The sequence below is a fragment of the Alicyclobacillus dauci genome (assembly GCF_026651605.1).
Taxonomy (GTDB): Bacteria; Bacillota; Bacilli; order Alicyclobacillales; family Alicyclobacillaceae; genus Alicyclobacillus; species Alicyclobacillus dauci.
Window position 1 is genome coordinate 4248971 of sequence record NZ_CP104064.1, and the last position, 13273, is coordinate 4262243.

14 protein-coding genes are annotated in these 13273 nt (G+C 53.7%); 9 read left to right on the forward strand and 5 right to left on the reverse strand.

Annotated features, from left to right (window positions below; all coding sequences use genetic code 11):
• Positions 1 to 24: 24 nt before the first annotated feature.
• On the forward strand, positions 25 to 774 hold the full coding sequence (gene map / locus NZD86_RS21315) for a type I methionyl aminopeptidase (RefSeq protein WP_268044056.1): 750 nt from the start codon (positions 25 to 27) through the stop codon (positions 772 to 774).
• Positions 775 to 952: 178 nt separating this feature from the next.
• On the opposite strand, the gene NZD86_RS21320 is transcribed toward map, so the two are convergent.
• Together NZD86_RS21320 and NZD86_RS21325 are read right to left on the reverse strand one after the other, a co-directional pair.
• Positions 953 to 2086, reverse strand: a complete 1134-nt coding sequence (locus NZD86_RS21320) for a VIT1/CCC1 transporter family protein (RefSeq protein ID WP_268044057.1) — start codon at positions 2084 to 2086, stop codon at positions 953 to 955.
• 175 nt (positions 2087 to 2261) lie between these two features.
• On the reverse strand, positions 2262 to 2654 hold the full coding sequence (locus NZD86_RS21325) for a toprim domain-containing protein (protein WP_268044058.1): 393 nt from the start codon (positions 2652 to 2654) through the stop codon (positions 2262 to 2264).
• Positions 2655 to 2846: 192 nt separating this feature from the next.
• Between NZD86_RS21325 and NZD86_RS21330 the strand changes: the two genes are divergently transcribed.
• Both NZD86_RS21330 and NZD86_RS21335 read left to right on the forward strand, forming a co-directional pair.
• Complete coding sequence (locus NZD86_RS21330; protein WP_268044059.1) at positions 2847 to 3140, forward strand: hypothetical protein; 294 nt, start codon at positions 2847 to 2849, stop codon at positions 3138 to 3140.
• 336 nt (positions 3141 to 3476) lie between these two features.
• Positions 3477 to 4103 (forward strand): hypothetical protein, encoded by a 627-nt coding sequence (locus tag NZD86_RS21335; protein ID WP_268044060.1) that lies wholly within the window; start codon positions 3477 to 3479, stop codon positions 4101 to 4103.
• Between the two features lie 11 nt (positions 4104 to 4114).
• On the opposite strand, the gene NZD86_RS21340 is transcribed toward NZD86_RS21335, so the two are convergent.
• A complete protein-coding gene (locus tag NZD86_RS21340) occupies positions 4115 to 4243 on the reverse strand; it encodes a hypothetical protein (protein ID WP_268044061.1) in 129 nt (42 codons plus the stop codon).
• A 131-nt stretch (positions 4244 to 4374) separates the two neighbouring features.
• Here NZD86_RS21340 and NZD86_RS21345 point away from each other — a divergent pair, with 131 nt between their 5' ends.
• A complete protein-coding gene (locus tag NZD86_RS21345; RefSeq protein WP_268044063.1) occupies positions 4375 to 4692 on the forward strand; it encodes a thioredoxin family protein in 318 nt (105 codons plus the stop codon).
• Here the strand turns inward: NZD86_RS21345 and NZD86_RS21350 are convergent.
• Positions 4682 to 5191, reverse strand: coding sequence for a hypothetical protein (locus tag NZD86_RS21350; RefSeq protein ID WP_268044064.1), 510 nt, complete (start codon positions 5189 to 5191; stop codon positions 4682 to 4684). The two genes, NZD86_RS21345 and NZD86_RS21350, sit on opposite strands and share 11 nt — an antisense overlap.
• A gap of 373 nt (positions 5192 to 5564) precedes the next feature.
• On the opposite strand from NZD86_RS21350, the gene NZD86_RS21355 reads away from it, so the two are divergent.
• The 5 genes from NZD86_RS21355 to NZD86_RS21375 all read left to right on the forward strand — a co-directional run bounded on the left by NZD86_RS21355 (position 5565) and on the right by NZD86_RS21375 (position 11830).
• Complete coding sequence (locus NZD86_RS21355) at positions 5565 to 6635, forward strand: BMP family lipoprotein (protein WP_268044065.1); 1071 nt, start codon at positions 5565 to 5567, stop codon at positions 6633 to 6635.
• Positions 6636 to 6732: 97 nt separating this feature from the next.
• Entirely contained in the window at positions 6733 to 8259 is a 1527-nt protein-coding gene (locus tag NZD86_RS21360) for an ABC transporter ATP-binding protein (RefSeq protein WP_268044066.1), read from the forward strand.
• Positions 8256 to 9329: an ABC transporter permease gene (locus NZD86_RS21365; RefSeq protein WP_268044067.1), complete on the forward strand. Its 1074-nt coding sequence runs from the start codon at positions 8256 to 8258 to the stop codon at positions 9327 to 9329. The genes NZD86_RS21360 and NZD86_RS21365 overlap by 4 nt, the downstream gene beginning before the upstream one ends.
• Before the next feature lie 18 nt (positions 9330 to 9347).
• Positions 9348 to 10271, forward strand: coding sequence for an ABC transporter permease (locus tag NZD86_RS21370; protein WP_268044068.1), 924 nt, complete (start codon positions 9348 to 9350; stop codon positions 10269 to 10271).
• 293 nt (positions 10272 to 10564) lie between these two features.
• Positions 10565 to 11830 carry a sensor domain-containing diguanylate cyclase gene (locus NZD86_RS21375; RefSeq protein WP_268044069.1) on the forward strand — a complete coding sequence of 422 codons (1266 nt, stop codon included), beginning with the start codon at positions 10565 to 10567 and terminating at the stop codon, positions 11828 to 11830.
• A gap of 34 nt (positions 11831 to 11864) precedes the next feature.
• Here the strand turns inward: NZD86_RS21375 and NZD86_RS21380 are convergent, their stop codons facing one another.
• Positions 11865 to 13271 carry a sugar phosphate nucleotidyltransferase gene (locus NZD86_RS21380; protein ID WP_268044070.1) on the reverse strand — a complete coding sequence of 469 codons (1407 nt, stop codon included), beginning with the start codon at positions 13269 to 13271 and terminating at the stop codon, positions 11865 to 11867.
• Between the last annotated feature and the right edge of the window lie 2 nt (positions 13272 to 13273).

Here is a 13273-nt window from a genome sequence, read left to right on the forward strand (position 1 = left end):
ATTCGAATTGGAGGCTCTACCATCGTGATCGTTTTAAAGAGTAGGCACGAAATCAGCCTGATGAAGGAAGCTGGCCGCGTCGTCGCTGGATGCCACGAGGCTTTGCGCGATTTCGTGCGGCCTGGTATCACAACGCTGGCAATCGATGAGTTTGTCGAAAACTTTATCACGAAATACAACATGGAACCCGCGCAAAAAGGTTACCGGGGGTACCCGTTTGCAGCCTGCACGTCAGTCAACGATGTCGTGTGTCACGGTTTTCCGAGTGATCAGGTCCTGCAAGAAGGAGACATTATCACAGTCGATATGGTCGCCCTGCATAAGGGTCTTCACGCGGATTCGGCCTGGAGTTATGCTGTCGGCGAAATCAGCGACACAGCCAAAAAACTCCTCGAGGTTACGGAAAGGGCCCTGTACAAAGGCATCGAAGTGTCTGTGGTTGGCAACCAGATCTCGGACATCGGTCATGCCATCCAGACGTACGTCGAATCAGAAGGGTTCTCAGTTGTGCGCGACTATATCGGACACGGCATTGGCCGCCAGATGCACGAAAGTCCGGAAGTCCTGCACTACGGCCCACCACACCGTGGTCCGAGAATTAAGAAGGGCATGGCATTCACGATTGAGCCGATGGTCAACGTCGGATCGTATGAGTGTAAGTTGGATGAGGACGGCTGGACGGCCCGCACAGCTGACGGAAGCCTCAGTATACAGTACGAGCATACGCTCGTGATCACGGACGACGGGCCGGAAATTATCACGCAGCAAAACTGATTCAACTTCACGGCTAGGCGCACGGAACGGGAATACAAGGCTTTCTGGGGAGATGGACTGAGTGACGAAGCTCGGTCCATCTTTTACTGTCTCGTGAGGCCGAGGCCAACTCGTCCACCTGCCGCACGCTGAGCAAGCACCATTACCCACGACCCGCTCGTCGCCGTCCACCTTCCGATCACCCGAGCAACATACTGCCCAGTTCACCGAGGAGATACGATGCACCACCGACAATCACGCCAACAAGAGTCATTTCCAAGCCGCTCGTCCACCAGCTGCGCACGGTCATCTTGCTCTTCAGCGCCCCAACGACGAAGTGAGCGACAATGCTCACAATGGCCGCAGTGATAAGCGCCGGTGCACCGTGCAGAAAGAAGAAGGGGATCAACGGGATGACGGCACCGACCAATGTTGAAATCCCACCGAAAATCGCGGAACTCCATGGGTTTCCCCGGCCAGTTTCATGGATGCCCAATTCCTCTTGCGCCATGGTTTTCAGAAACTGGTCTGGATCAGAGGCAATTTGCGACGCGATTTTCGTCGCCTCCTCGGTCGAAAATCCCTTGAGCTCGTACAATAGGGCGAGTTCTTCCATCTCGTGTTCAGGATCCTCTTGGATCTCCCTCCGCTCCGAATGCAATTCAGCGTCCATGAGCTCATTCTCCGACTTCGTCGCAAGCCAGGCACCCGCGCCCATTGATAGCGTGCTGGCCAGTGCCCCGAACATGCCGCTCACTAGAATGGTTTGGTCCGCCTTCGTATATCCGGCGACACCCGCAATAATGCCGAACAGAGCGCCAAGCCCGTCGTTAACACCGTAGATAGCATCGCCCAGCCAACCACCCGTGCTTGTCTTGTGCCAACGCTCGGCATTCCATAGGCGGTTCAAGCGACGCTTCGGGTGGCTCGTGTCCGGTTCCGCCAACTGTGTGGCGATGTCGCCGTGGGACTTTTCGTCGGCGTCGATCTGATCGTAAATGGCGATGTACTCTGGCTCGTCGATCACGTTACGCTGCGACTGGTACCAGGCGTCATTTCCCTGTTCAATGCGCTCAATGTCATCCAATAGTTCAGTTAAGTTTTTTGACGCCGGCACCTCGGGAATGGCAATATCCACATTTGACTGCACACCAAGTTCGGCAAGTTTCTCTTCCCACATCTTTGCGTGCCGACGTTCGACATCGGCAAGCTTATGTAAAATTCCACGACGCCGACTGTCCTGCTCACGTTTCGCTGCAGCTTCATATAGTTTTGCAGCCTGCAACTCCCGGCGCAGGTTCTCGCGTAGCGTTTTCTCCAAGTAACGACTCAAAACACCACCTCCAACGTGTCCCAATATACACAAGCAGCCAGTCCCTGTGAACTGGCTGACAAAATTGCATTCATTTGTAGGTCCATACTGACGGGCGTCTTCCTCAGATGTCTTTATATCATGCCCCAAACTGGCCGGGCCTACCAACCCGGTGCATACACCTTAGTTCTAACTATCAATACGAATGAGCCGTATGCTTTGGACTGCGAACACCTACCGTGAGGAGCCTATCGTCGATCTCAAAATGCGCATCAGATAATATTTTAGCGAGGTATTCAAGCGGCGTTCGAGCGACTTCTGCGTACGACTTGCGGGTGTACAAGTCTCTAGCATTCGGCAATTCATGTTTCAGTTGTTTACGCAACCGATTCCCGGCAGCATCAGCGTCAACCAAGATGTAAACCTCATCCTGCTGCAGTGGAACAATTTCGTTCTCCACCTGTTCGTAGCTGAGTGTTCCTTTCGTGCATACCACCTCGACCTCTTCACGGAGAACCCGTAAAATGCGTGCTTTGTCCGTTTTTCCTTCGACGATAATCACCTTGCGCGAAGTCGATCGTGTATGCATAGCGTCCAACTTCCTTCCATGAGATGAGAACCGTTACGTCGTCACACTAGATCATATGAGGTTTTGGAAACTTTCCTGCACACCAATCTTACCATGTCCGCCATACCTTAACACGACGTCGTCGTTTCTATGGGTGAACGTCCAAGCAAACGAAGTCTCATGCCGTATGCTGTGTCAAAAGGAGGAGGATGTATGAATCGTCGGACAAACGTCGACGCAACTCCCTGTTTTCTTCCGCTTTTCCTGCTCTTCGGACTGGGTTCAGGTGGTGCCGCTGGTACACGCCCGTATGGTGGGTACGGCGGGTACGGGGTACCAGGTTACGACCACGGAGCAGTGCGTGGATTCGGTTACAGGTATGTTCCTGGTCAAGTCGCCCCGCATGCCGGTAGTCACCCCGGGGCCCCGTCATACTACTCGCCGAGAGCTCTGGGCACGCCGTCCACCGGCACTGGCACCAGTCGTCGTGGGCCGATTATGTTTTAGTACACGCTAGATGGGCTGTTTACACATCATTTCAAATGCATGTGTGAAACAGCCCATTATCACGCTCATATGGTTACAGGAGAAGGCCTTCGCTTCGCTGTAGCGGAGGCAGCATGTCTTCTTTTGGCGATTTGACGGGAGGAGCTAAAAGCTCGTCCCAACGTCGTTGATTCATGGCGATAACTTCGGGGACATGGCCGAGACACTGGGAACGCGCTCTTTACGGCGGCGGAACTCGGCTATTATGGGGGAGGCTTTTCAAGACATATAGCAAGTCGAAATATGGTGTCCATGAGACCTTGCTTCGGGGTGTACCGGAGCCGGGATGCAGAGGCGGTGAATCGCAGGCCAGAGCAGGCACGCACCACGGTCCAGACGGCACGTGCACGGGCACGCGATCTACCGCACGTGGATAGGGGATTGGCAGGTCGTTATCGACCACAGGTGCGTGTTGCAGCAGGGTTAGCGGAACGCCGTTCCTTTATTTGGCCATTTCGACCTACAGCGAAGGCTGATCAGAGGCAACTACGGCCTTCTGGTACGTTGTTCGCGCCTGTATGGGTGCAAAGTCACCAACAAGGGAACACCGGTACCCTAGTGCACCGGGCCCCGTGTCGGCAGCACCCCGCACCCCAGCTCGCTTCCCGCAGTCGGCTCCCGGCTCACGCGCACACGTTCCGCCGCAACGTGGATAGAGGGATCGCAGGCCGTTATCGAGCGCAGGTCCGTGTCGAAACAAGGGTAGCGGAACGCCGTTCCTCTATTTGGCCATTTCGACCTACAGCGAAGGCTGATCAGAGGCAACTACGGCCTTCTGGTACGTTGTTCGCGTTTGTGTGGGTGCAAAGTCACCAACAAGGGAACACCGGTACCCTAGTGCACCCGCACCCAGCCCCCGCATCCGCATCCGCCCCCCCATCCGCGTCAAGTAACAGAGTGGCCCCACCTGTGGGCCACTCTTGAGCGGTATGTGATTAGTAAACCGGTGTGGTTGTGCAGGTTGTGGTGGTTCCTGTGTAGCCGGGGACGAGCAGGAAGAAGAGAACGAAGATGATCAGAAACACAACCGCCCAACGAGTGTAACCGCCAAAAACGCCGTACATCGAAATCCCTCCTCGTAGGTTTGTGCATTCATGGCACACTCCCATACAATGCAGTTGGGCATGATGCAGATATGGATAGTCGTCTAAGACCGTGAACCTGGGCCTGAGAAGGATGACAGGAGGATTTTGCCGTGATTAAACCCATTGATTCGCTTCGAACCGACGAGCTACTGACGCTGGGAAGCCGCTTCGCCGTGTTCTTCTATACCCCGCTTTGCGGAACGTGTAAGTTGGCTAGACGGATGTTGGAGATTGTCGATGAAACGCTGCCCGAGTTGGTGATTTACTCGGTGGATGCAAACTTCGCTTCTTCAGTTTTGCAACAGTGGCAGGTTAAAAGTGTTCCAGCACTTGCGTACATTGTTGATGGGGAATTGGAATCCTTGCAGTTCGCCTTTGGCGGAGTCGATGAATTGTACGATCGACTGGGCTGCTTTTTCAAGCACTGAAGTCCAGCTTCATCAACGATCCGATGATGTGCAATGCGGCCGTCTCGTTCCAGCTGTCGTCCATCGCCCTAGGGATCAGTTCCATCCATAGATCCCCTTGCTTTGTGACGAGCGCGTGTCCTACTCCGTTAGCACCGTGAAACGTGTACCACTTCCCCGTGGATTGGTTCGATCCGACGTTAACCCGCCTCACGGAGACAATGTCATGTTGATCGATTGGCAACGGGGTTTTGGACTCCCTCAGGAGAAATTCATCATACTGTAGCGTCACCTCTCCTGGCTGCTCGGAAGTCGCGATTGTTAATACGTCGTCCTCACTCAAGTGTTGAGGAAGATATACGTGGTGTAGCCCCGTCGCGATCGCGACCGCGCGAATTTGATGCCATGTTCCAGGAAAAGGAACATCATCAGCATGTACACGTGGCCCTAGCCAAAACGAAGTCACAAATGAGCCCAGTAAGGTGCTGATGAGAGCCGCTGCCACTGTGACACCCTTCATTTGGTCGCTCCTTCCTACATTTACCTACGAAATTGTGTGCAGGGAACGTATTTCTATACATCAAACCTCCATGGAAACGCGAATGCCAGTACCATGGTCCGGCGAGATCGCGAGAAGGCGACACATTTATTCACATTCCACGTGCATGCTCAAAAACGCGCGTCATCTATCAAAGTAGAAGCGTAAAAATTACAAACTGGGGACAATATGGAGGGCTGATTCATTTATTCCACCTCAGGCACGGACTTTTATGAAATTTGATTAGCGAAACGGTAGGAATCGTGGGTATCTTTGTCGAATCATCAGTCCGGTTTATGAACACATAGTTGGTCAACTGATAAATTGCACCTTTATTTTCTTAGGGGGTCATCACATGAAAAAGAAACTGCTGGCCACAGCTGCTGCTGCAATTGCCCTGACCGTATTGACGGCAGGATGCGGCGCTTCAACGTCGGGAGGACAAGGGAACGCAGCGAGTAACAATGCAACGTCGGGTACGACCGGATCGAAGACGGGCAATACCATTAAAGTCGGTCTTGTCACGGATACTGGCGGTCTCAACGATAACAGCTTTAACCACCTTGCGGATGTGGGTCTTAAGAATGCACAACAGCAACTCGGAGTAACCGCGGGTGTAGTCGAGTCCAAATCGGAGTCCGACTACGTTCCGAACTTGAGCCACTTTGCTCAAAGCGGATACAACCTGGTCATCGCTGTAGGCTTCTTGATGCACGACGCGGTTGAACAAGTCGCACAACAATATCCGAAGACGCAGTTCCTCATTATTGATGACTCCATTACGGATCGTCCGAATGTGACCTGCGCGATTTTCAAATCGGAACAGGCAGGATACCTTGCTGGCGCGATGGCTGGACTGCTTGAAACAGGTAAAGCACTGCCGAACTTGAACAGCAAAAATGTTGTCGGTGTCATTGGCGGACAGAAAATTCCGCCTGTCGATACGTACATCGCTGGCTTCCAGCAGGGCTTTAAGAAGGAAGATCCGAGCGGTAGTGTTCTTCTCAAATATACAAACAGCTTTACGGACCAATCATTGGGAAGCCAATATGCTCAGAACGAGATGTCCAGTGGTGCTGACATCATCTTCCCAGTTGCGGGCGGTTGTGGAATCGGTGCAATCAACGCAGTCAAGACGGCAAATATTTACGCTATCGGCGTAGATACTGACCAAAAGTACCTTGCACCCAACAGCGTCATCACCAGCGCAATGAAGGGTGTCGATACCTCCGTGTTTGACACCATCAAGAATGTCCAGGCTGGTACGTTCAAGAGCGGCGTCCAAACTTTCGGTTTGGAAGGCAACGGTGTTGGCATCGCGCCGTCAATGAGCGGTGTACCGCAAGACGTGGTCGACAAAGTCAATCAACTCAAGCAAGATATCATCAGTGGCAAGATCCAAGTCTCCACAACGGTTCAACAATAGTCGAGAGCAGTCACATGATGGGGTGGGTCGCGGCGACCAACCGAGAGGAAACCGCCCCCACCCTGTTTCATTGTGGCAGAGGGGGTAAGCGGACACTTTGGACAACTTCCTAGAAGTCATTGACCTGAAGAAGTGGTTCCCCGGTGTGAAGGCCAACGACGGCGTCAATTTGTCAGTTAAAAGCGGCGAAGTTCATGCCATTTTGGGTGAAAATGGTGCAGGTAAGTCAACATTGATGAAAATGATCTACGGGCTCTTGGAACCCACGTCTGGGGAAATCCGTTTGGCAGGTGAAGCCGTTCATTTTCGCAGTCCGCGTGAGGCCATTCAAGCTGGGATCGGCATGGTCCACCAGCACTTCATGCTCATACCCGCTTTGACAGTAGCCGAAAATGTCGTACTTGGCGACGAACCCGGGGGAGTCAATTACAATCGACGCGAGGCTGTGCGACGGGTTCGAGAATTGTCTGAACGGTACGGTCTCGCCATTGATCCAACCGCAAAAGTCTCCCAGCTGTCCGTCGGGTTACAGCAGCGGGTGGAAATTTTGAAGGCGTTTTACAGAAAGGCACGCCTGATTATCTTGGATGAGCCAACGGCCCTGTTAACACCACAGGAAACCAGGGAGTTATTCACGATCGTCCGCAGCCTGCAAGCTGAGGGAACACCCGTGCTGTTCATCAGCCACAAGTTGGACGAGGTCAAGGAAATCAGCGACCGAGTCACCGTCATGCGGGCCGGAAAGACCGTCGATACCGTTGAAACGAAGGATGCAACACCACAAGACCTGGCTAACATGATGGTCGGCCGCGCCGTCGTCCTTCGGGTCGAAAAGAGCGAAGCTCGACCAGGCGAACCGATCCTCCAAGTCAAGGACCTAACGGTTCGCGACAGTGCGAAGCACGTCCGGGTTAAAGGCATTTCCCTGGAACTACGACGCGGGGAAATTCTTGGTTTGGCCGGTATCGATGGAAATGGGCAGTTTGAATTCGCCGACGCCATAGCGGGTCTGTTAAAACCTGACAGCGGAGAAATTGTGTTTGACGGAAAGAACATTACAGGGGTATCGCCAGCGGCTCGAACAGAAGCTGGAATCGCTTATGTTCCGCAGGATCGTCAAGCGGATGGACTTGTCCTCAATTTCGATCTCGTCGAGAACACCATTCTCCGCGACTTCCGCAAGCAACCTTACTCGCGCCGGGGTATCATCCAGCACGGTTCGGCGACCGAGTACACAAAGCGGCTCATTGGCGAGTTTGACGTCCGCCCACCTGATCCCGCGCGCAAAGCCTCGGAGCTGTCCGGTGGTAACCAGCAGAAAGTTATTTTGGCGCGTGAGGTATCTCGCGATCCGTTGATGTTAATCGCTTCACAGCCGACTCGCGGCCTTGACGTCGGCGCCATCGAAGGCATCCATCGTCAGCTCATCCGTCTTCGCGACGAGGGCAAAGGTGTGTTGCTTGTGTCGCTGGAATTAGACGAGATTCTCAGTCTGTCGGATCGGATCGCTGTCATTCACGATGGGCGGATTATCGATATCATCCCAGGGGAGCAAGCGACCCGGGAACAGATTGGCCTGTTGATGACCGGAACGCGTACGCATGCGGAGGTGACGTCCAGTTGAAAGCATTCCGTATCATTCTGTCACCCATTTTGGCATCCCTGCTGGCCATCATCATTGGCGGCATTCTCGTATCGGCCATGGGCTACAACCCGTTTGTCGTATACGGCTCACTTGTCTCAGGTGCGTTTGGCAGCGTGATCAACATCGGCAATACCATTACAGCCAGCATCCCACTCATCCTCTGTGGTCTAGGCATCGCCATCGCGTTTCAGTCCGGCCTGTTCAACATCGGAGCAGATGGGCAGTACTGGGTCGGTTCGGCCGCAGCCGTCTGGGTCGGCTACCACTTCACTACTTTGCCTGGGTGGCTTCACATCATTTTGTGCATCATCGTGGGAATGGTCGTTGGTGCGTTGTGGGGCGGCATTATCCCTGGGCTGACAAAGGCTTTTGTGGGATCGCACGAAGTCATCACCACCATGATGATGAGCTACATCGGCATATTACTGGCACGCTATCTGATCGAAGGTGGGCCCATGCAACAAAAGGGATACAACCCACAGTCCCCTCCGATCGCGCAAAATACACAGCTTCCATATTTCTCACAAGTCCTTCAGCAGTCTCAATTGTCACTTGTGGCCGTCGCCATCACCATACTTGCTGCAGTGGCAACGTGGTTCCTGCTGTACAAGACGACCACCGGTTACCAACTGCGAACAGTGGGTCTGAGCCACCGCGCCGCTAAATACGCGGGCATCAAAGTGAAACTGTTTATCGTGCTTGCACTGTGCTTGTCAGGACTATTTGCAGGGCTCGCAGGGTCCGTCCAAATGCTCGGCGTCGATCACCGACTCCTCGACGGATTCTCATCTGAATACGGCTACACGGCCATCGTTGTGGCACTTCTCGCTCGAAACAATCCGTTTGGCGTTCTTCTGGCAGGACTCTTCTTTGGGGCGCTTACGACGGGCGGCCAAAACATGCAAATTGTTTCGCAGGTGCCGGCAGCTCTAACTGACGTCCTGACCGGTCTCATCATCTTCTTTGTTGCATGCGAGCGCATTATTCCTCAAATCATTCAGTGGTACCGGCGACGCAGGTCTCTTCGGTCCGGCGCGCTTACATCCTGATTTCGGGAGTTGTGAATCTTGACCATCTTGGCAAATCCGGAACTATGGGCTTCCACCCTATCCATGGCTGTTCCCTTGGCTCTGCCGGCCATCGGCGGAACATTCTCTGAGCGAACCGGTGTCGTGAACATCGCTATGGAAGGCATTATGCTGATCGGCGCATTTTTCGGCGTCGCATTCTCATATTGGACAGGCAACGCGTGGATCGGCCTGCTCATGGCACTGATTATCGGCGGCCTCGTCTCTGCGGCTTTCGCCTGGGGCGCCATTCGTGTATCCGCTGATCAAGTTGTCCTCGGCATGGCCGTGAACATCTTTGCAGCCGGCCTCACAGCCTTCTTGCTCGACACCGTATTCGGGTTCAGCGGCACGCCGACAACGACACCGAAACTCCCGAATGTGAAGAGCATCCCGGGAATCGATCAAATTCCGTTCGTCGGGAAAATTTTCGAGAACCAGAGCATTCTCGTGTATATCATGATCCTCCTGGTCATCTTGTCGCACTGGTTCCTGTTCCACACACGCCTCGGCTTGCGGATGCGATCCGTCGGTGAACATCCACTCGCTGCCGATACGGTCGGCGTGAACGTGTGGCGCCTACGCTATACAGGCGTCATCATCGGTGGCCTGTTGTCTGCACTGGGTGGTGCTTACTTATCCATCGGCGTACTCAATAGCTTCTCCGTGAACATGACCAACGGGCGTGGTTATATCGCCTTGGCGGCTATGATTTTCGGCAAGTGGACCCCATTTGGTTCATTCGGCGCGGCTCTGCTGTTCGGCTTCTCCACAGCCCTCGGCATCGCTCTTCAGGGCCAGGGTATATCGTCGAACATCCTGCAGATGATCCCTTATGCACTGACCATTCTCGCACTCGCTGGACTTGTGGGGCGTTCCAATCCACCTGCCGCTGACGGCATCCCGTACGAACCAAAACGCTAAGCGTCTTCAGCGTCATCCTACACGCAAGTGGACAAGTGCCCGTGAACCACCCGTAAAGTGTGGGATGCGGGCACTTTTGGTCTGTCCCATTTTACAGTAGTATAGGTACGTAACCTTTTTCGAAGAAGAGCACTGTGAATGTACTGTGCAGATTCCCTCTGCGAACAACTACGTCTTCGCATTGGCGTGATTAACGGTCGGCGCTCCTCCTTGTCATGCTCCTCGGCCCTCGTGCGCCTCGCGTTCACCCAAAGTTGAGTTGAAAGGAATGTAAGGGTATGGGGGAAAGAGCTATGAGCATCCTGGAACGGGCAGTCATTCAGACGGTCGATTCCACAACAGATGCCGTGATTCTGCTGAGGCGTGAAGCGAAGGATTGGATCGTGGCGCATATCAACACGTCGGCGACTGAGAGGGAGCCAAGACTTGCCAAGGCACATGGTCGAAATTGGCGATCCGTTCTCGGTCTAGCAGAATTGTCATCCCAACGTGAAGTCGTCCACCAAGCCGTTCGGAAAGCTGAATCAACTGGACTTTCCGTACATATCGGCCTCCCGTACGGCACACACACGATCACCTTGAAGATTGTCCCCATCCAGGCCGAAACAGGGGCATACACGCACCTGGTTTGCACATATCCGTCGCAATGGTCCATTCAAGCGGCGATGCGCGAAGACACGACCGTTGAAAGTCTCCTTCAAGGTAGCGAACGAGCTTACCAGCGACTTGTGGAGTCATGCCCGATACCCATCATCGTCCACCGGAACTTTCGCATCACCTATGCTAATCCAATCGCTGCAAAGCGACTCGGTGTAGCTACACTACGCGGTGCGAACATTATGGATTTCTTCACTCCGTCATCCCATAACGTCATCGGCACGCGAATTGAACGTTTGTCCAAGGGCGACTCCCTTCCTACCGTCGAGGCGACCCTTGTTTCTCGAACCGGCGAACCCATTGACGTGGAAATCACAAGTATCTCCATGATGTATGACGGTGCTCCAGCGGTGTTGTCATTGGTGCAAGACATCACGGAAAAAAAGAAGAACATTCGCACACTTGAGCACTTAGCCTATTACGATCCGCTAACTGAACTACCCAATCGTCGTTTACTGCGCGAACGAACGATTACCGCCCTGTCCGAGTCGATGGAAAGCCAGCAAATGGTCGTCATATTCTTTATGGACTTAGACGGTTTCAAGTCCATCAACGACTCATATGGTCATGAGGCTGGCGACGATGCATTGCACGAGATGGCCCTGAGGTTGCGAACTTGTATTGATCCGTCACGTGACATCCTCGGTCGCCTCGCTGGCGACGAATTTAGCATCACAAGACAAAGAACCAACATCGAGGATGCTGAAGAATTGGCCAAATCGCTCTTGGCATCATTTCAGGATCCAATTCGTGTTGGTTCAACGGATGTTCGTGTGAAGCTCAGCATTGGTTTGTCCTTATTTCCCAAGGACGGTACAAGTTACGACGCACTGCTTCGCGCCGCCGACACTGCCATGTACGTGGCGAAGCAAGGCGGCGGACAAGCCTATGCTTGGCACTAGTCGACGCGGCTGTCCCGGCGTCACAGCCAGTGCGTTATTCGCCCCGGTTCCGGCTGGATCCATCTTTCAACAACAGTCCAGACGCCAGCGCGTCTTCTAGTTCATCCCAACTGAGATATTTCCGCGCAATATCCTCTTCAACCAGTTCGCTTCCACGCTGAACTTCGATAAACTTGAGCCCCACTTCGGTACGAATCGCGTGCCATTCGTTCGCCTTGACGCGGACGACATCTCCAGGTCCCACAGCAAATCGGTCCGTTCCCAAGATGACTTCACCGTGGCCATCGATGACAGTCCAAACTTCACCGCGCATCATGTGCTTCTGATAGCTGATATTCTTCCCCGGTAATAGCTCAATGGTTTTCGTGAGGACTTCTGTTCCGTCGTCCAGCTTCTGGTAGTCGAGCACCCGGTACGAGCCCCAAATTCGCTCTTCATACATAGGTCGATTTTGCAGCGTCCCGACCACGTCCTTGAGATTCGCACTCACTCGCTTGTCAGCGGCGAGGATTCCGTCAGGCGTGGCAACAACGATGGCGTCTCGAAGTCCCATGGTGACGACAGGTATACCCAGTTCGTTGATGATATGGGTATTCTCACACTCGTACAGAGTGCCTTTTCCGACTGTTTGAGATACTGTGCGGTCGGAAAGAGCGGCCCATGTGCCGAGATCGTTCCAAGTACCACGGTAAGGGTGAACGATAATGGAAGTCATGTGTTCCACAACTTCATAATCAAAACTACGCTTCGGAAACTCATCAAAACGCGCCACGCAAGCTTCGTACGAGGTTGGCCAGCCCCGTTTGGCGAGGAGATCGTATATCGTTCGCGCGCGGAAGCAAAAGACACCGCAGTTCCACAGTGCACCTTCTGCGATTAGTTTTGTCGCTCGATTTCGATCCGGCTTCTCGACAAACGTCCGCACGTGGAGCACATTTTCTCCCCGATTGGCGTTCTCGGGAACAATGTAGCCAAATTTGCTCGTGGGCTCCATCGGCTCCACGCCCATCAAGGCGAGATCGATGCCGTGGCTGGTGAGGAGCGTACCGAGGGTCTGAATCTCCGTGAAGTAGTGATCGTCGACAAAGTGATCGACAGGACAGATGGCGATAGGCTCATCTGCATCGATGCCCACAACGTCCAATAAGTACAAGACAGACATGGCGATAGCCGGGAACGTATCGCGACGACTCGGCTCCTCAATGAGCGGCACATTGCCCACTTGGGCGTAGATCATCTCCGATTGCGCCTTCGAAGCGCAGACATACGCATCCTTCTGTAAGCCTCTGCGGTCGATCTGTTTCCATACACGCTGCAACATGGACTGAGGCGCAGTTGCCCCGTCCGTGGGCAGGACCCGCAAAAACTGTTTTGACCGAATATCGTTGGACATGGGCCAAAGCCGTTTTCCGGACCCACCACTCAGTAGTACTAACTTCAAAA